This window comes from Sorangium sp. So ce296, from assembly GCF_051529605.1.
In the GTDB taxonomy this organism is placed as follows: domain Bacteria; phylum Myxococcota_A; class Polyangia; order Polyangiales; family Polyangiaceae; genus Sorangium; species Sorangium cellulosum_D.
On sequence record NZ_CP150325.1, the window covers coordinates 13955800 to 13974038 of the forward strand.

Genomic DNA, 18239 nt, shown 5'->3' on the forward strand with positions numbered 1-18239 from the left:
TCATTTTCGGCCCCGACCCGAGGCCGACAGCGCAGTTCTGGATGCGGGCTCACGTTCCTTGTCGCCGCGCGAGGCGCGGACGTCCGGACGAGCACCGGAATCGCCACCCGAACGTGACATGCACGTTTCCTGTCGAACCTGGCAAGACGCGGCAGGCCGTGAAGGCGCGGCGCGCCACGAGGCGGCAAGATGGCAAGATGGCTGCAAAAGTGGCCATTGCGCTCCGTCACGGCGCCGCGTCCGGAGTATCATGATGGTTCTGCGGGTGATGACGGGGTACTCGGAAGGGCAGGTACGATGGTCGGCGGTCCCTTGATCGAGCGCGGCGCCAGGATCGGCGAGTACACGATCGACGAGCCGCTCGGCGAGGGCGGCTTCGGCGCGGTGTTCCGCGGCCACGACGAGTCCGGGAACGTCGCCGCCATCAAGATCTTCAAGGAAGTGAGCGCCCAGAACATCGGGCAGCTCTTCGCCCAGCAGAACGAGATCGAGGCGCTGCTCCGGCTGCGCCATCCGTCGCTGGTGAAGCTCTCGTCGTATGGCGTCCTCGACGGGATCGGCCTCTACCTCGCGATGGAGCTCGTGCAGGGCGAGACGCTCGACCGGTACCTCGCGCGGATGGGCCCGCTCGACACGATCGAGGCCCTGCGCATCGCGCGCCGCGTGGCCGAGGCGCTCGCCCACTGCCACGCGCTCAACGTGCTGCACCTCGACCTCAAGCCGAGCAACATCGTCCTCACCGATCCGTACGAGCCCCGGCTCAAGATCCTCGACTTCGGCCTGGCCACGCTCACGGTGAGCTTTCAGCCCGAGCACGCCCGCGTCAACGCGGGCACCATCGCCTACCTCGCGCCCGAGTGCCTGAAGCGGGGCGGGCTCGCGCGCCCGAGCCCCCGGATGGACCTCTACGCGGTCGGCGTCGTGCTCTACGAGCTGCTCGCCGGCCGCCTCCCGTTCGCGGACGGCACCGTCGACAGCGTCATCAACCAGAAGGTCTACGGCACTCTCGTGCCGCTCTCCACCGTGGCGCCGGAGACGCCGGCGCCGGTCGTGGCGCTCGTCGACGAGCTCATGCAGCGCGACCCCGCGCGCCGCTTCTCGAGCGCGGCCCGGCTCTGCGCGCGGCTCAAGGAGCTCTACTACGTCACGCTCCACGGCACCTCGCAGCCCCCGGCCGCCGACGCGGCCGAGCGCGAGCGCGACGCCGCCCCGCCCGAGGCCCTCGACGACGCGCCGTTCATGGGCCGCGAGCTGGACCTCGGCCGGCTCGCCGAGCTCCTCCAGGCCGCGGTGTGCGGCGAGCCGCGGCCGGCCGTGGTGGTCGGCGACACGGGCGTCGGCAAGAGCCGCCTCGTCGCCGAGCTGCTCCGGACCGTCGAGCAGACGGGCGCGGCCATCGTCGCCTACGGCCGGTGCCGCGAGCTCTCCGGGCTCGTCCCCTACTCCGCGATCCGCGAGGCGCTGACGCAGATCGCGCTCTGGCTGGAGCGGCACAACGACAGCCGCGCGGCGCGCATCCGCCGACTGGTCAGCCTCGTGGTCGCCGACGACGCCGCCTTGCTCCAGGGGCTCGTCCCCGAGCTGATGCGCGCCGTCGGGCTCGCCGACGAGGGCGGCGCCATCGGCCCGGGCGGCACGCGCTGGATCGCCGATCTCCTGCTGCGGCTGCTCGGCGCGATCGCCGAGGAGATCCCCGTGGTCCTCGCGATCGAGGACGTCCACTGGGCCGACGAGGCGACGCAGGACGTGCTCCTCCGGATCTCGGACCAGCTCGGCGAGCGGCCGATCCTGCTGCTCGGCACGGCCCGCCCGCCGTTCCCCGGGCGCGGCTCGCCCGGTTCGACGCTGCCGCCGCCGGCCTCGGCCGGGCTGCGCGGCTCGCCCGGCTCGTCGCCGATGACGCCGCGCTCGGCGGGGTGGCTCGCCTGGAAGGGCGTCGAGCGCCTCGACCTCGGCCCGCTCCCGCCCGACGCGAACCGGGCGCTGCTCTCCGCGCTCGGCCGCGGCGCCAGCGACGACCTCGTGCAGGAGCTCGTCCGCCGCGTCCCGCTGCTCGCCGCCGGCAACCCGCTCTTCAACATCCAGGTCGTCCGCAACATGGAGACCGAGGGCTTCCTGCAGCGCGGCCGCGGCGGCGCGCTCGAGATCTCCCGCGCCGACGCGCACTACCGCGCGCCCGCCTCGGTCTCGGACGTCCTCGCCCGCAGCATCGAGGCGCTCGATCCGACGACGGTCCAGGTCCTCGGCGTGGCCGCGCTCATCGGCCGCCAGTTCCTGCGCGACGATCTCGTCGAGCTCGGCCTCTTCGGCCCGGCGGCGGTCGACAGCGCCCTGCGCGACGCCGCCGCGCACCACATCTGCCTGAGCGAGGACGGGGGCCTCACGTCGTTCTCGCACGACGCGGCGCGCGAGCAGCTCGCCGCCCGCGTGCCGCCCGAGGATCGCGGCGAGGTCCACGGGCGCATCGCGCGGCGCATCGAGCTGCGCGGCGGCGATCCGGGGACGCTCGCGCACCACGTCGAGCGCGCCGGCGAGCTCGATCGCGCCGCGGAGACGTACCTGCTCGCGGCGAACGAGGCCGATCGCCTGCAGGACCCGCACGGCGCGAGCCGCCGCCTCAAGCAGGCGCTCGCGCTGCTCGAGCGGCTGCCGCTCGACCCGGCGCGCATCGAGCTGCGGGCCCGCTGCGCCCACGAGCTCGCGCGCGTCGCGTGCCTGCTCGGCAGCACGGCGGAGCCGCTCGATCTGCTCCGGCGCACGCAGGGCGCGCTGCCGGACACGCCGCTCGTCACGGCGGCGCTCTCCAGCGCGCTGTCGCGCGTGCACTACGTCCGGGGGGAGTTCGCCGACGCCGTGGCGCACAGCCGCAAGGCGCTCCAGGCGATCGGCGCGAGCCCCGAGCTCCGCCCGTACCAGTGCCTGCCCGCGAACATCCTCGGGCGCGCGCTGTGCGCGGCGGGCAAGGTGGGCCCGGCGACCGAGCCGCTGCGCCGCGGCTGCGAGCTCGCGGAGGCGGCGGGCGAGTACATCGAGCTGTGCCACTCGCGCGGCATCCTCTGCGTCGCCCTGAGCCAGGCGGGCTGCTACGCCGAGGCCGAGCAGAGCGCCGCCGACGCCGCGCGCCTGGCCGAGCGCCTGCGCGACCCCGTGCGGCTGTTCGGCACGTGGTTCTACTACGCGGTGCTCGCCGAGGGCCGGTTCGACTGGGATCTCGGGGTGCGGTCGACCGCGCAGCTCCTCTCGTACGCCGAGGAGCACGGCCTGAGCGGGCTCTACCTGTACGTCGGCACGATGTACGCGGGCCGGCACCAGTTCCACGTGGGCCACCTGGCGCGGGCGCGGGTGCTGATCGCCAACGCGTGCAACCTGAGCGGCGTGCTCGGCATCGGCATGGGGCGCGGCTGGGCCGAGGGGTACCTGGGCGACGTGCTCTTCGTGCAGGGCCAGCACCGCGAGGCGCTCGCCGCCTACGACCGGGCGATCGAGATCGGCTCGGCGGGGACGGGCGACGCCTACGCCGTGGGGCTCGGCCGGGTCGGCCGGGTGCACGCGTGCGCGCTCCTCGGCGGCGACGCCGGCGAGCTCCGGGCGTACGGCCGGGAGACGCTCGAGCTCATCCGCGCCTCGGGCAACCGGACGCAGCTCGTGACGGCGCTCGAGCGCTGCGCCGAGGCGTTCGACGCGCTGGGCGACGAGGCGGAGGCGCGCGACGTCCGCGCCGAGCGCGAGGTGCTCGTCGACGAGCTCGGCCTCGTCGAGCCGACGTTCTGGCCGCGGCCCCCGGTCGAGGCGGCGTTCCAGGGTCCCCCGCGGGCGTACTGGACGACCGACGCGCCGCGCGAGGTCCGGTCGTCCGCGCCGAGCAGCCTGGGCACGACGCAGATCGTCGGCGCGACGGTGGCGGAGCTCGCGGCGGCGGCGACGCTCGCGATCACGGAGGACGACCTCGGCGCGCGGACGCACGTGGCGATCCCGCGGCTGCGCCACGTGACGTTGCTCGAGACGCTCGCCTCGGTGGAGGGCTTCGTCCCGCGCTTCAACGGGCCGGAGGCCCCGCCGGTCGCGAAGTGACGGCGGAGCGGGGCGCCGCCGCGGCGCAGGGGGGCGCCGCCGCGGCGCCGGCCGGTCCGATCGAGGTCGCGCGCACGGCGCTCGCCCACGCCTGGGCGATGCTGTTCCTTGTCGTGCTGCTCCCGGTCGGCCTGCTCTGCTTCCCCTTCGATCCGCGGCAGCGGATGCACGATCGCCTGTCGGTCGTGTGGGCGGCCGGGGCGCTCTGGCTCGTCGGCGTGCGCGTCGAGGCCGAGGGGGTCGAGCACGTGCGGCCGGGCGAGCGCTACGTGATCGCGGCGAACCACCAGAGCACGCTCGACATCCTCGCGCTCCTCGTGGTGCTGCAGGCGCGCGCGCCGTTCCGCTTCCTGGCGAAGCGGGCGCTGTTCCGGGTGCCGGTGCTCGGCTGGGGCATGCGCCTCTACGGCCACACGCCGGTCGATCGGGGGCGGGCCCGCGGCGCCGTGGCGGATCTCGGCGCGGCGCAGCGCAACCTGATGCGGCGGTGGTCGACGGTGTTCTTCCCCGAGGGCACGCGGAGCGCGACCGGCCGGCTCTTGCCGTTCCGGCCGGGCGCCTTCCGGGTCGCCGCGGCGGCGGGCGCGCGCGTGCTGCCGGTGACCCTCGTGGGCGCGGGCGCGCTCCAGCCGAAGGGCCGCTACGCCGCCGCGCCCGGCGTCGTGCGGGTCGTCGTGCACCCGCCGCTCGATCCGCCCGGGCCGTCGCTCGAGGAGCTCCGCGCCTCGATGGAGGCGTGCCGGGCCGCGGTGGCGTCGGCGCTGCCGGAGGCGGTCCGGGAGGGGGGCGAGGTGCGGAGCGGGTGAGCGGCGGGGAGGCTCACGCCTTCGAGCAGGGCGCAGGCTGCCCTCGCGCACGGGCTGTACGCCGCACCTGGGATGTCGTCGTGCGGCGGGGCGCGACGAGGAGCGCGCGGGGAGGATCAGCGACGGAGCCGCGCGAGCTCCCCGACGGTTCACGGTCGCGCCGCGCGGCTCACACCGACGTCGAGCGGGCGAACGAGCGCGATCGGCACCCCGAGCTCATCGAACCTTCCTGCAACGCTGAAAGGCATCGACGGCGCGCCTCCGGAATCGACGCATCCATGGCTCGCCGACGTGAGCCTGCTCGAATTGCTCGCGGCATGTGAGCCTGAACGCGCGAGCGGGCGAGGACCGGCGAATGCGCGCCATCCCGATGCGTTATCCATTCATGCGAGGGGCCGCCCTCCACAGCTTGCGAGGAGGTGAGAGCTCCGATCGCGCCGCTCTTATGCGTCCACTTTCGTGGACACGTGTCCACGCGCCTGGACGCCCCGAGCGAGCCCGAGCGAGCCCGAGCGAGCCCGAGCGAGCCCGAGCGAGAACGACGGCCGCAGACGAGCATCAGAAGATGCGTAACCATAACGGAGCGCGGTGAAGGCTCTCTTGCGCGACAAGGCCAAGCTCCGGTACGTTGTCCGACCATGAGCGTCTCTTACCCGAGCCATGTCAGCGAGGGCACGCCGCCGACGTGGAAAGGGGATGTCCCGCCGCACGGTCAACCGTCGGCGAGCGCGGACGAGGCGGTCAGGGCCAGGGGGCCGCTCGGCGAAGGCGAGCTCGCGGATTACCTGGAGGAGTGTCGCAGGCTCACCCTCGAGGAGATCCGACGCATCGTTCCCGACGGCTCACCTCACGGGTCGAGCCTCTACGAGCTCATGCTCGAATACCCGCTGCGCTCGGCCAAGGCGCTGAGGCCGGCGATCTGCATCGCCACGTGCCGCGCCCTCGGCGGGCGCCTCGAGCCGGCGCTGCCGTCCGCCGCGGTGCTCGAGCTCTACCACAACGCATTTTTGATCCACGACGACGTGGAGGACCGCTCCGAGAAGCGCCGCGACGAGCCGACGCTGTACGAGACCTGGGGCATGCCGATTGCTGTGAACGTCGGCGACGCCATGCTCGCGCTCGCGCTCGCGCCGCTGCTCGACAACATGCGCCTCCTCGGGATGGGGAAGGCCCTCCGCATCCTGCAGGCCGTGGCGGAGATGGCCCGGGAATCGGCCGAAGGGCAGGCCACGGAGCTCATGTGGACGCGCGAGTGCACCTTCGACCAGCTCGATGACGATTACGAGGGCATGGTCGCGAAGAAAACGAGCTACTACAGCTTCGTGACGCCGATGACGATCGGCGCGGTGATCGCTGGCGCCGAGCCGGGCCAGATCGACGAGCTCGCTCGTTTCGCGAAGGTGCTCGGCGTGGCGTTCCAGATCCACGACGACGTGCTCAACCTCGATGCCGAGGAGGCGCGCTACGGAAAGGAGATCGGCGGTGACCTGTGGGAGGGCAAGCACACGCTCATCCTCCTTCACGCGCTGCGATCGGCGATGCCCGACGAACGCGAGCGAGCGCGCTCCATTCTTCGCAAGCCGAGGCCCAGGCGGAGCGCGTCGCACGCCGCCGAGGAGCTCGGCCGCATGGACGCGGCGCTGGCGGAGCTCGCCGCGCGTGGCGAGCTGTCGCCTGCGGCGGAGGGGCGCCTGCGCACGTCGGTCGACGGGCTTCGCGCGTCCTTGACGCGCACGGAGAAGACGGCCGACGACGTGGCGTTTCTCCTCGACCTCATCCGGCGGCACCGCAGCGTGGAGCATGCGAGGAGGGTGGCCCTCGACAGGGCGCGCGAGGCGGCGTCGGCGCTCGCGGCCATCGGCGCGTGGCTCCGGCCCTCCGTTCATCGGAGCTTCCTGGAAGGCCTCGTCAGCTACGTCACTCAACGTGATCGGTGAAGATCGGAGCTAGGTGAATGGGAGAGAGACGCCACGGCAAGGCGACACGCGGCGGCCTGGATGACTCGAGCCGGATCCTGATCGGCGGCGTCGTGGAGGCCCTCGCGGGGATTCACCGCGCCAAGCAAGCGCAGAGAGAGGAGACGGAGCGACGCCCGCGCCGGGGCGCGCCCGACGAGGAGGCCCCCAGCGTAACCATCGACGACGACGCCACCGCCAGCAGCTTCTTCTTCGATTTGGCGAGGCTCCAGCTCCGCATGCTGGACGAGGCGCTCAAGCTCCAGCGCAGGCACGCGGACTTCCTGTTTCGGCGCTCCCAGCGCACGAGAGCCCAGCCCGCCGCCGACGGCGGCAGCGCAGGGCTCTTGGTCCTGAAGGGCGCGCTCCCGGCGAAGAGCAGCGCGGCTGCGGCGCACGACGCCTCCGCAGTGTTCGTGATCGAGAACCGCAGCGCCAAGAGCGTCCGCGTCGCGCTGCGCCTCCTCGAGCTGCGGAGCCGCAACGGTCGGCCCCCGTTCGTCCCCCGCGCGAAGTTCGAGCCAGGGTGCGCGCTCGATCTCGGGCCCGACCAGGAGCTGCCGGTGAAGCTGGTGCTCGCGCTGGACAGGAGCCATTACAAGCCCGGCCACCGGTATCGTGGCAGCGTCGAGATCCTCATGTCGGGTCGAGCGAGGCAAACGCTCGCCGTCCGCGTCGACGTGGCTCATGAAGCCGGCCCCGAGGGCAGCACCCGATGAGCGCCCCGGACGACGTCCCTGCCCCGCGCGTGGTGCTCCACGACCCGGAAGACGAGCTGGCCGTCGTGCTCCGGACAGCGCAGCGGCTGCTGCTCCGGTATCCAGCGGCGGCGCAGGCGCTGTTCAGGGCCTTCGCGGCGGAGGGCCGCGCGTTCGCGCAGACGCCGGAGGGGCGCCGGTGGCGAGAGGAGCTCTCGGGCTCGGAGCTGATACGCCGCGGCCGCGTGGTGTGGGAGGTCGGCACGCTGAACCTGCTCGAGGAGGACGCCGACACCATGCTGCCCTCCAAGCTGCTCGACGCCATCGTCCACACCGCCGGCGTCGATGCCCTCGAGCCGCTGCTGTCTCGGCTCTTCGAGTCGGCGTGGGAGCGCGACGATGCTCGATGAGCATGGAGAAGAGTTCGACGAGCGCAACGCGTTCCTGCACCTCGCGCTCGGGCTGGTCTCCGCCTCGCGGCGGCTCGACGCCGTGCTCGCGCGCTATGGCCGGTGCCCGTCGAGCTCGCCCGGGGTCCCGCGGCTGCCGGAACCGGGAGACGAGCGCTTGCTCGATTTCGTCCTCGGCCTCATCAGCTTTCGCGAGAGCGTCCATCACGCGCTCCGGGCCGCGAAGCGAGGGCCGCGCGCGGCGCCCGGGCCCACGCCCAGGGCGACGTTGCGAGGGCTCCTGCGATGAGCCTGTTCGACGTGGCCCGACCCGTCGAGGCGGGGGTGGTCCGCCAGGCGCTGCTCCGCGCTGACTACCTCCGCCGCTCGCCCGCGTCGGTGGGCGGCCCTGGCAGTCACAAGGAATGGCTGCACTTTTGCGTCTACGGCCCGCAGATCGACGTGCTCGTCAACTTCAGCCTCTGCGACGACGTCCGGACCGGCGCCGCGCCCTCCGCGGAGCTCGCGCGGGTGACGGTGCTGGTGCGAGGCGAGGGCTGGGACGGGGACGTGGACCTCTATGCGCCCGCGGACGTCGCCGTGCGCGCCGGCCACATCGACGCGGCCTTCGGGCAGAGCACCGTGGTCTTCCGGGACGGCGAATACCACATCTCGGCGGCGCTCCGAGAGCGGCCCATCGCCGTGGATCTCCGGCTGCGCCCGGCGTCGATGCCCTCCTTGGCCAACAACGTCCAGCTCGATCCTGGCCCGCCGATCAACTGGCTCGTCGTCCCGCGCCTCTTCGCGAGCGGCACGGTCACGGTGGCCGGCAGGCAAACGCGGCTCGAGGGCGCGCCGGCCTATCATGACCACAACTGGGGGCATTTCTCGTGGGGTCGCGATTTCGCCTGGGAGTGGGGCTTCGGCCTGCCTCATGAGCCCGGGTGCCCGTGGAGCCTTGTCTTCGCCCGGCTGTCCGATCGCGCGCACACCCGCGCGTTCACGCAGGCGCTCTTCCTGTGGAAGGGCGCGCGCCAGCACCGCGTGCTCCGCGCCCAAGATCTCGAGATCCGGCACGAGGGCCACCTCCGCCCCGCGCGTATCCTCAAGCTCCCGCGGGTGATGGCGCTGCTCTCGCCCGATCTGTTGCCCGACGTCCCGCGCCGCCTGCACATCCAGGGCGAGGCCGACGGCGACTGGATGGAGTGCGTGTTCGAGTCCAGCGACTGCGCGCAGGTCATCATTCCCAACGATCAGGATCTCGGGGTCACCATCATCAACGAGGTCAGCGGCACCGTGCGGCTATCGGGCCTGGTGCGCGGCGAGACCGTGTCCATGGAGGGACGTGCGATCTTCGAGTTCCTGGGCGCATGACGGCACGTTCGCGTCGTTCCTGGCCCGCTCGCTCGATCTGATCGAGCGCGAGCTGCCGTGGGCGTACGAGGCGATGAGCCGCGCCCTCGCGCCGCGCGAGGTGCTGATCGAGGTCGACGGCGAGCGCGTGGGCGTGGCGTGCGCGCGCGGCGCGGTGCGGGTCGAGGGCGCGGCGCGCGCCCCGGCGGTGGAGTGCCGCACGACGCGCCGGGCCATCCTGGACCTCATCGACGCGCGCTCGACGCTCCTCGACGCGGTCGTGAGCGACGCGGTGTCGCTGCGGGGGAGCGTGGACGATCTGCTCGCGTTTCATGACGGCTTGATGATCTACCTCGGCGGGGCGGTCCGGAGCCCGTCGTTTCCGTGGCTTCTGAAGGAGTTCAGGATCGATGCATCAGCCCGAAAACAATGACGATCGAGGCGAGATGATGAACGAGGGGGGGCCTGTCGTGAACAGCGGCGCGCGGGGCGAGGAGGAGCGCCGAGATCCACCCGAGGCACGGCCGTTGCCGAGGGTCTGGGTCTTCGGCGCGGGGATCGCCGGGCTCACCGTGGCGCACGAGCTCGCGGAGCGAGGGTTCAAGGTGCACGTCGTGGAGCCCGCAGAGGACCCGTGGCGCCCCGGCCACTGCGACGTCGGGGGTGTCGCGCGGACGCAGTGGGCTCAGATCGACGAGGGCGATATGCCCTCGCTGAGCTCGGGCAAGATTGCCCGCGCCGATCCGCTGCTTCCAACGGTGCAGGTAAACTATCAGCTGTGGGCATCGAGCCAGCCGAGAGTCGACAAGCTCGCCGATATCCTATCGACCTATGACAAGATTCCCCCTCTACGGCTCATCGGCTATGGCCACACCGCGGAGGATGGCGAGAGATATGCCAGAAAACTGGAGGAGTACCTCCGCGGCAAGATCAGGCCCGAGCGAGAGCTGCCCTTCAAGCTATTGGGCCAGGAGAGCCCGAAGAAAGCCGGCAAAGTCGACGTAAAGTTGAGTTTCCAACCGTTGCCGGTGCCTGGCGAGCACGGATTCCGGTTTTTTCCATCATTTTACCGGCACGTCTTTGACACGATGAGGCGCATTCCCGTCGTCACGAGCACGCAGGATGTTTCGGAGACGTTCCGAACCGTCCTCGATAACCTCGTCCCGACGAAGAGCTCCTACCTCGCGATGGCGGCGCGCGGCGACAAGCCCGCGCGCACGGTGGTCTTCCCTCGCGAGGCGCCCATAGGGCTGAGCCCGCTGCTGAGCACCCTGAAGGACTACGTGTCGGAGCTCGGATATACCCACGGCGACATCGCCCAGCTCGCGCTCAAGATCTTCAAGTACATGACCTCCTGCGCGGAGCGTCGCGAGGCCGAATATGAGGACATCTCCTGGTGGGATTTCATCGAAGGCGATCGCCTCAGCCCCATCTGCCAGGATCACATGGACAAGGCGCCCGAGGTGCTCGGGGCCATGGTCGCGAGAAAGAGCGATGCTCGAACTCAGGGCAACTGTGTCACACAGCTCCTCCTCGACCCCATCCTGCGCCCGGGGCGCGTGGACGCCACGCTCATCTCGCCGACCTCGTCTTCCTGGTTTGAGCACTGGCGGAAACACTTGCGTAAGGAGCAAGAAGTAGAGTTTCACATCGGGCGACTCAGCGACTTCAGATACGACGACGTCAGCAAACAGATCTTGCCCGTCATCACTGGAGACGGCGCCGATGAGCTCGACGCGGACTGCTACTTTGTCATCGCCGCGTCGCTTCCGGTCATGCTCCGTGGCGACCCAGGCACGGAGGGCGGCACCCCCTATGAGCCGGGCCTGGCGCAGCGATTTCTCGATGTGCACAAACAGCACGCCCGTGATCTTCCCGCAGAGGTTCGGGACTTCGAGAAGCTCGCGGCGTGGGCGGAGGAGCTGAAAGACAAAGACTGGAACGATCCCGGCCACATGCAGGACAACCCGCTCCAGCACCTCACGGGGATTCAGTTCTTTTTTCCGACGGACGTGATGGCCAGAGCGGGGCACACGCTCTACCTCGATTCGCGTTGGCGTCTCTCGTCGATCTCCCAGCCGAGGTTCTGGCACCGTCGCCGCGACACCAGTGACCCGTACCGCGGCCTCCTCTCGGTGGACATCGGGAACGTGTACACGAAGGGCGGCCACGCGGACGGCTCGATAGCAGGACAAACTCAAGGGAAGAAGATGTGGGAATCGACGCGGGACGAGATCGCCGAGGAGGTGTGGTCCCAGGTGGTCGCGACGCTCGCCCCGGATGTCCGCGCCCCGAAGCCCATCTGCTATCATATCGACGACTACCTCGAATTCGATCCGAAGACGGACACACCGATCCGGAACGGAGCGCCGTATCTGGTCAACCGGCCCAGCGACTGGCGGCGGCGCCCCGGGACGCCGGGAGCATACCAGGTGCAGTGTGGCCGGTGGGTGCTCGCCGGCACCTACATGCAGACGTACACCCGGCTCACGACCATGGAGGCCGCCAACGAGTCCGGTCGCCACGCGGCGAACGCCATCCTGGACGACCTTCAGAGGAGAGACTCCTCCCTCAGCTTCCCTCGCTGCGAGACATGGAACCCCGAGGAAGGCGAGCTGCCCGATCTCGAATGGCTCAAGGAGCTCGACCGAAGGCTCTTCTACTACTCGGGGAGCGGAGACAATGAGCCGGCGCACGGCCCCGCGTCCGAGGGCCGCTCCGGAGGGCTCCCCCACTTTGTCGATATCCTCGGCCTCGACGAGCTGCCCGAGGCGCTCCTGCGCGCCATCGCGGAGGGTACGGAGAAAGGCGCGACGCTCTCCTCGATCATGTCGATGATCGCTTCTTCCTTGGGGCTACCGACCAGATCATGAGCACGGCTGCGTGCTCACAGGAATCGATCCACGCGAAACGGACGCGGGAGTCAGCCATGTCGAACCCCGATGTAACAAGCGAATTCAAGACGATACTCGAGAAGCTCCTGGCCGCAGGGCACTCGATCCTGGTGGAAGAAAAAGATTACGAGTCTGATTCGATTCCTGACATCTGGGGTATGACTCAGGAAGGCAAGGTACGCTGGTCGAGAGCGAACGAAATCCACCTCGTAGAGCTATTAAGCCCCAGCAGGACCGAGCCGGCGAGGGTGCACCGCTTGACGAAAGAGCAGCGACAAGAGCTGGTCGAATCGTTGAAAGACCTTGCCGAAGAGAACCTCAAAAGGATTGGGGGTTACGGCGAAGGCAACTGGATCGGCATTGAGGACGAACATCGCAGCATTCCAACAAATAGAACCGCTCCTGGATCTCGTACTCACCTGGGACTCGATTCTCGAGCTCGTCCCGGGTTCGATTCTCGAGTCCGGTTCACGCTCAAATATCGAGTAGTGAACGAAGGCATTCACGAGGGCAAGAGTCTCTTCATGGTCCAGGCGTCCCGCCGGCGCGATGACCGCACAATCTCAGAGCAGCTTCTCTAGCTCATGCCGAAATCTCCCGGCGCGAGCGCCTCCGCGAGGCGGACGACGTCGCACACGCCCGCCTCGCGCAGGCGCGACTCGCCCTCGCTCGACGCGACGGCGCCCTCCCCCGCGCGGGCGCGGCGGCCCATCTGGAGCCGCGCGACGTCGCGGTAGAGCGCCATCCCGGCGCCGTCGAAGCCGCGCGCGGCCTCCGCGAGGAGCCGATCCGCGGCGGCGGGCTCGCCGCGGAGGCTCGCCGCGCCCGCGCGGATCAGCGCCGCGAACGGCGCGGCCGTGGGCAGCGCGTCGCGCTCGATCCGCTCGGCCTGGTCGAGGGCCTCCCGCACGAGGCGCCGCTCGCTCCACCGGCGATCCGGCGGCGCAGCGCGCGCCGCGCGGGCGCCACGCAACGACGCCGCGGCCGCGAGCGCCGCCCGCGCGCGCAGGTGACGGAGCTCGACCCGCGGGCACTCCAGGCGCAGGAACTGCGCCGCCTCGAGGCTCGGCCAGGCCTCGTTCACCCGCGCCCAGGCCCCCCACGGATCGCCGCAGTACAGGTCGGCCTGCGCGCTCGCGATCAGGTGCTGATAGCGCTGCATGTGGAAGCCCTCCTTCGGCCACGTCGCCTTGGCCTGGGCCGCAAGCGCATGGCAGCGCCCCGGCTGATCCAGGGCGAGCCAGAGGATCGCGTGCTGCCCGAGGCGGCAGCTGTTCAGCGCGAACAGGTCGTCCCGCACCTCGGCCGAGCTCAACGCGACCGGCAGCCGCGCGGCGAGCTCGCGGAGCCGCCCCATCAGCGCCAGCGCGGAGAGCGCATAGACCTCCGTCGTCGCGAGCTCCCAGGCGACCCCGCGGCAATGCTCCCGGTAAATGGCCGCGGCGTCGTCGCAGAGGCGCGCGGCGTCCGCCCACCGCGCGCCCAGCCACGCGGACGTGCCCTCGGCCATCTTCGCCCACGCGCGGTCGTACGGGTCCTGCGTCTCCTCGGCGAGCGCCCTCACGATGCCGAGCAGCCGGCGGCTCCGCGCCCGGAAAAAGCGGCCGCCGACGCTCGCGCAGCACGTGGCCTCGTACCCCAGGGCGCGCACGATGCGCGAACGGTCGCCCCAGGCCAGGGCGTCGCGCAGGTGCACGACGCTGAGCGCGTCGGCGTAGGTGTGATGCATCATCGACAGGCTCGTGCTCGCGGCCCAGAGCGCGTCGAGCCGCGCCGCCTTGGCCGCGGGGGTCTCGCCGGCGCTCCGCCGCTCGAAGCCGAGCCCGCGGAGCAGCAGGCGCCCGCGCCCCGCCAGGGCGGACAGCATGGCCCGGCGAGGAGACGCCGGCAGCGCCGCGCCCACCTCGCCCAGCACGGCGCGCATCATCGCCATCCCTTCGTCGTTGTGGCCGCTGCGCAGGAATTGCTCCGCCGCGCGCCGCCGGAGCACGAGCTTGCGGGCGCCGTCCGCGGGCGCCTCCTCGGCGAGCGCGCTGGCCGCCGCCCGGAAGCTCGCCGCCGCGTCCGCGTCCCGCCCGGCGTTCGTGAGCGCCTCGGCCAGGCGCTCGTGCAGCGTCCACCGCGGCAGCGCGTCGGCGCCGAGGTCGATCGCCTTCCTGTAGAGCTCCGCCGACCTGTCGAACGCCAGCGCCGCGGCGGCGCGGTCGGCCGCGGCGACCGCGAAGCGCGCCGCCTCGCGCGCGTCGCCGGCGCCGAGGTAGTACCGGAACAGCGCCTCGGGATCCGCGGCCGGGCTCTCGCGCAGCGCCTCCGCGAGGTCGCGGTGACACCGCCGGCGCCGCTCCGGCGTGAGGTGCGCGAGCAGGACCTCACGGATGCGGTCGTGGTAGATCTCGACGCCGGGGCGCCCGTCGACCTCCGTGGTGCGCAGCAGGCACGCCTGGCCGAGCCGGAGCGCGTCAGGCCGCCCGCTCTCGCCCAGGCCCGCGACCTTGAGCGCGAAGCTGCGATCGATGGGGCCGCCCGCCGTGGAGACGACCTCGAGGAGGCGGCGCTCCTCGGCGCGGAGCCGCTCGATGCGGGCCTGGATCACGAGCGAGAGGCGGCTCCCGTCGACCGCGGCGGCCGCTTCGCCGTGCGGCAGACCCGCGGCGTGACGCGCGAGCTCCCCGATGAAGAACGGCGACCCGGCGGACTCTGCGGCGATGCTCGCCACGAGCTCGTCGTCCGCGCCGCGGCGCCCGAGCACGGTCGTCGCGAGCGCGCGGGCCGGCGCCTCGCCGAGCGGCGCGAGGCGGAGCACGTGCGACGCTCGATCGGGGAGCGCGGCGGCCGCGCGGTCCAGCTCGCGGAGGGTCGGGCCTGGCTCGAGCCCCTCGCGGCGGAGGCCGACGAGGAGGAGCAGCGGCGCGGCGACGCCGAGCAGCAGCGCGCGGAGGAGCTGGACGCTGTCCGCGTCGCCCCACTGCATGTCGTCGATCCAGAGCGCGACCGGCCGCTCGCCGGCGACCGCGGCGAGCAGCTCTCCGAGCCCCTGGAAGGCGCGCCGGCGGAGCTCCTGCGGATCTTGCGGATCGCGCGCCTGCTCGTCCTCCGTAGCCTTCGCGAGCGCCTCCACGCCCGACAGCACCGGAAACACGCGCAGGAGCTCGGCCGTGGTCCGGGGAGCGAGCGCCGCGGCGCGATCGGGCGAGAGCTCCATGAGCCAGCGGCTCAGGGCGTCCACCACGCCGTCGAACGCCTTGTAAGGAACGGACTCCTGCGGGTGGCAGCGGCCCCGGAGCACGAGCGCGCGGCGCTCGCCCTCCAGCTCGTGGGCGAAGCGCCGCACGAGCGCCGTCTTGCCGATGCCCGACGGCCCCTCGATGCGCACCAGCACGGGCGATCCGCCGTCCAGCCGCTCGAACGCGGAGCGCAGCGTCGAGAGCTCGTCCTCTCGACCGATGAGGGGCGCCTCGCGGGCGAGGGCAGAGGCCTCCTCGTCGACGACCGGGGCCCCCAGGCCTCGCAAGACGCCGAGGACGTCCTTGCCCGCGGCGCGCTTGCGTGGATCGGGGTGCAGCATCGCCATCACCAGCTCGTCGAGCGAAGGCGGCACCTCGTCGAACAGCGCCGCGGGGCGGGGCGCGCGGGTGTGCGCCTTGGCGAAGACGATGTCGGAGAGCTCGCCGCGGAAGGGCAGCTCGCCGGTCAATGCCTGGTAGAGGACGACCCCCACCCCGTACCAGTCCGCGGCAGGCGAGAGCGGCGCCCCCCACGCCTGTTCGGGCGCCATGTACTCGAGCGTCCCGACCAGCGCGCCGGCGTCGTCCTGGCGCTGGCCCTCCCCGGTGATCGCGGTCGCGAGCCCGAAATCGAGCAGCACCAGACGACCGCTGGAGGTGACCCGCACATTGGAGGGCTTGATATCGCGGTGCAGCTTGCCGGCCCGGTGCAGGAACGAGACGGCGCGAACGAGCTGCGAGAGCGCGTCGGCGAGCCGGTCGAGCCACGGCCCGCGAGGCGCGGGCGCGGGGCCGGCGTCGCGGCGACGGTGGCCGCGCACGTGCGCGACGAAATCGTGGCCGTCGAGCAGCTCCATCGTGAAGAAGGCCTGCTGGCCGTCGACGAACAGCTCGTAGAGCTCGATGAGGTTCGGGTGGGTGATGCCCGAGAGGGAGCGGAACTCCTCCTTCAGCGCGACGAGCTCCGAGGCGTCGAGCGTCGGCAGCGTCTTCAGCGCGACGTCGCGCCCCATCTCGGCGTCGAACACGCGATAGACGACGCCCATCCCGCCGCGCCCGAGCAGGGAGCGAGGCAGGAAACGCGCGGTGCCGAGGAACGGCCGGAGCTCGCGCGCGTCGCCGGTGCTCCGTACGCCCGAGCCGGTCGTCGTCGTCGGCGCCGTGCCCTCCGGCGAGAACGAGGCGCCGACGGCAGCTCGGGTCGTGGTCACGATCCGTTCTTCTATCACACCTCGCGAGGCGCGACCCCGCGGGGGCGCGCGGCCGCGACCCGAGCGGAGCGCGCGCTCACGGGCCGTTCCTGGCCAGCCGGAAGGACTTGATCAGGTTGTAGACATGGGATCGGGTGAGATCGAGCCGATTCGCCGCCTCGGTGATGTTCCAGCCCGTCTCGAGCAATACTTGCGTCACGAGCTCCGCCTGGAACCGGCGCGTCGCGTCCTGGAAGGTGGGCGCCGCGCCCGAGGAGCGGCCCGCGCCGGCGCCGTCGGGGAACAGGTGCTCCCGCTCGATCTGGGCCACGCCCTCGCCGGCCGCGCGGATCGCGGCCGCCTCGACGGCGTGCCCGAGCTGACGCACGTTGCCAGGCCACTCGGCCGTCTCTGCCGCCCGCAGCGCGCCGCGAGACAGGGAGAGCTGCGCGAGCCGGTGGACCTCGGAGGCGCGGGCGCAAAAATGGCCGCAGAGCTCCGGGATATCTTCCCGGCGCTCGAAGAGCGCGGGCACGCGAATGGGGAGGACCTGCAAGCGGTAGAGCAGATCCTCGCGGAACTCGCGGCGAGCGACGGCCGCCACGAGGTCGGCGTTGGTCGCGGCGATCACCCGCACGTTGGCCTTCACGGGCCGCGAGCCCCCGAGAGGGTAGTATTCCTTCGACTGGAGGAGCTGAAGCAGCTTGACCTGCGCGGAGAGCTGGAGCTCCCCCACCTCGTCGAGGAAGAGCGTGCCTCCCTCCGCCGCGGCGACCTTCCCTTCGACCTTCCGCGAGGCGGTGGAGTGGGCGCCGGGCAGCGCGCCGAAGAGCTCGCTCTCGAGGAGCGCTTCGGGCAGCGCTGCGCAGTTCAGCTCCACGAACGGCGCCCCGCTGCGCGGGCTGTTCGCGTGGATCAGCCGCGCCAGCTGCGTCTTGCCGGTGCCCGAAGGCCCGGTGAGCAGCACCCCGACGTCGAGCGGCGCGGCCAGCGAGACCTGATGAAGCACCTTGGCGATCGCTGCGCTCCTCCCGACGAACCCGTCGAGGCGCAGGAGCTTGCGGAAGGGCTGTGTGGGATCGAGCTCGTTGCGGCGCCGAAGGCGGATGAGCAGCCGGTCGGCGAGCGCCGAGAGGTGCCGCGCGAAGACCTCCGCGTGCTGGCGATCCTCCTCGGAAAACGGCCCTGGCTCGGTGCGGTCCTGGAGGTAGACGACGCCGAAGGGGGGATCGAGCCCGATGGGCGCGCAGAGCACGGCCTCGAGGCGGTTCCGGCGCACGCTGCTGCGCTCTCTGAAGCGCGGGTCCTCTCGCGCGGAGGCGGTGACGATCGTCTCTCCCGTGGCGATCGCCGCCGCGATGACGCCGCGCGAGAAGGAGGCGCGGATGACCTCGACGTCCTCGTCGGTGCACCCGCGGGCGATCCAGAACCGCGGCGGCTTGTCTCCGCCGCTCTCGTCGCGCACCTCGAGATAGCCCCGCTGAGCGCCGGCGATGCCCACGAAGATCGCCAGCGCTTCATCGAGGAACGGCGCGATCTCCTCCTTCGTGCCGAGCTCGAGGAGCCGCCGGTAGAAGTCGCGCTCGCGCCGGACGCGATCCATCTCGAGACTCGAGGAAGGTTCTGGAGCCATGGGTGCAACTGCGGGAGTGTAGACAA

12 protein-coding genes are annotated in these 18239 nt (G+C 71.6%); 10 read left to right on the forward strand and 2 right to left on the reverse strand.

Features of this window, described 5'->3' with window-relative positions:
• Positions 1 to 312: 312 nt before the first annotated feature.
• The 10 genes from WME98_RS51485 to WME98_RS51530 all read left to right on the forward strand — a co-directional run bounded on the left by WME98_RS51485 (position 313) and on the right by WME98_RS51530 (position 12747).
• Positions 313 to 4071 carry a serine/threonine-protein kinase gene (locus WME98_RS51485; protein ID WP_437948921.1) on the forward strand — a complete coding sequence of 1253 codons (3759 nt, stop codon included), beginning with the start codon at positions 313 to 315 and terminating at the stop codon, positions 4069 to 4071.
• The gene (locus WME98_RS51490) at positions 4068 to 4877 is read left to right on the forward strand and encodes a lysophospholipid acyltransferase family protein (RefSeq protein WP_437948922.1); all 810 of its coding nucleotides are present in this window, start codon (positions 4068 to 4070) and stop codon (positions 4875 to 4877) included. The genes WME98_RS51485 and WME98_RS51490 overlap by 4 nt, the downstream gene beginning before the upstream one ends.
• 638 nt (positions 4878 to 5515) lie before the next feature.
• Entirely contained in the window at positions 5516 to 6814 is a 1299-nt protein-coding gene (locus WME98_RS51495; protein ID WP_437948923.1) for a polyprenyl synthetase family protein, read from the forward strand.
• A 17-nt stretch (positions 6815 to 6831) separates the two neighbouring features.
• Positions 6832 to 7551: a hypothetical protein gene (locus WME98_RS51500; RefSeq protein WP_437948924.1), complete on the forward strand. Its 720-nt coding sequence runs from the start codon at positions 6832 to 6834 to the stop codon at positions 7549 to 7551.
• A complete protein-coding gene (locus WME98_RS51505; RefSeq protein WP_437948925.1) occupies positions 7548 to 7940 on the forward strand; it encodes a hypothetical protein in 393 nt (130 codons plus the stop codon). The genes WME98_RS51500 and WME98_RS51505 overlap by 4 nt, the downstream gene beginning before the upstream one ends.
• On the forward strand, positions 7930 to 8229 hold the full coding sequence (locus tag WME98_RS51510; protein WP_437948926.1) for a hypothetical protein: 300 nt from the start codon (positions 7930 to 7932) through the stop codon (positions 8227 to 8229). The genes WME98_RS51505 and WME98_RS51510 overlap by 11 nt, the downstream gene beginning before the upstream one ends.
• Entirely contained in the window at positions 8226 to 9293 is a 1068-nt protein-coding gene (locus tag WME98_RS51515) for a hypothetical protein (RefSeq protein WP_437948927.1), read from the forward strand. Before WME98_RS51510 ends, WME98_RS51515 begins: the two co-directional genes overlap by 4 nt.
• Positions 9265 to 9705 carry an SCP-2 sterol transfer family protein gene (locus WME98_RS51520; protein ID WP_437948928.1) on the forward strand — a complete coding sequence of 147 codons (441 nt, stop codon included), beginning with the start codon at positions 9265 to 9267 and terminating at the stop codon, positions 9703 to 9705. The genes WME98_RS51515 and WME98_RS51520 overlap by 29 nt, the downstream gene beginning before the upstream one ends.
• 13 nt (positions 9706 to 9718) lie before the next feature.
• A complete protein-coding gene (locus tag WME98_RS51525) occupies positions 9719 to 12145 on the forward strand; it encodes an FAD-dependent oxidoreductase (RefSeq protein WP_437948929.1) in 2427 nt (808 codons plus the stop codon).
• A 56-nt stretch (positions 12146 to 12201) separates the two neighbouring features.
• A complete protein-coding gene (locus WME98_RS51530) occupies positions 12202 to 12747 on the forward strand; it encodes a hypothetical protein (protein ID WP_437948930.1) in 546 nt (181 codons plus the stop codon).
• Here WME98_RS51530 and WME98_RS51535 read toward each other — a convergent pair.
• Entirely contained in the window at positions 12744 to 16601 is a 3858-nt protein-coding gene (locus tag WME98_RS51535; RefSeq protein WP_437948931.1) for a serine/threonine-protein kinase, read from the reverse strand. The genes WME98_RS51530 and WME98_RS51535 overlap by 4 nt on opposite strands.
• A 76-nt stretch (positions 16602 to 16677) precedes the next feature.
• On the reverse strand, positions 16678 to 18183 hold the full coding sequence (locus WME98_RS51540) for a sigma 54-interacting transcriptional regulator (protein WP_437948932.1): 1506 nt from the start codon (positions 18181 to 18183) through the stop codon (positions 16678 to 16680).
• Positions 18184 to 18239: the final 56 nt, after the last annotated feature.

Excerpts from the sequence above, each read along its gene's own strand:
- WME98_RS51505 (WP_437948925.1), top strand. The coding sequence starts at position 7,548 with ATGAGCGCCCCGGACGACGTCCCTGCCCCGCGCGTGGTGCTCCACGAC.
- WME98_RS51515 (WP_437948927.1), top strand. The coding sequence starts at position 8,226 with ATGAGCCTGTTCGACGTGGCCCGACCCGTCGAGGCGGGGGTGGTCCGC.
- WME98_RS51500 (WP_437948924.1), top strand. The coding sequence starts at position 6,832 with ATGGGAGAGAGACGCCACGGCAAGGCGACACGCGGCGGCCTGGATGAC.
- WME98_RS51525 (WP_437948929.1), top strand. The coding sequence starts at position 9,719 with ATGATGAACGAGGGGGGGCCTGTCGTGAACAGCGGCGCGCGGGGCGAG.
- WME98_RS51495 (WP_437948923.1), top strand. The coding sequence starts at position 5,516 with ATGAGCGTCTCTTACCCGAGCCATGTCAGCGAGGGCACGCCGCCGACG.
- WME98_RS51530 (WP_437948930.1), top strand. The coding sequence starts at position 12,202 with ATGTCGAACCCCGATGTAACAAGCGAATTCAAGACGATACTCGAGAAG.
- WME98_RS51540 (WP_437948932.1), bottom strand. The coding sequence starts at position 18,183 with ATGGATCGCGTCCGGCGCGAGCGCGACTTCTACCGGCGGCTCCTCGAG.
- WME98_RS51510 (WP_437948926.1), top strand. The coding sequence starts at position 7,930 with ATGCTCGATGAGCATGGAGAAGAGTTCGACGAGCGCAACGCGTTCCTG.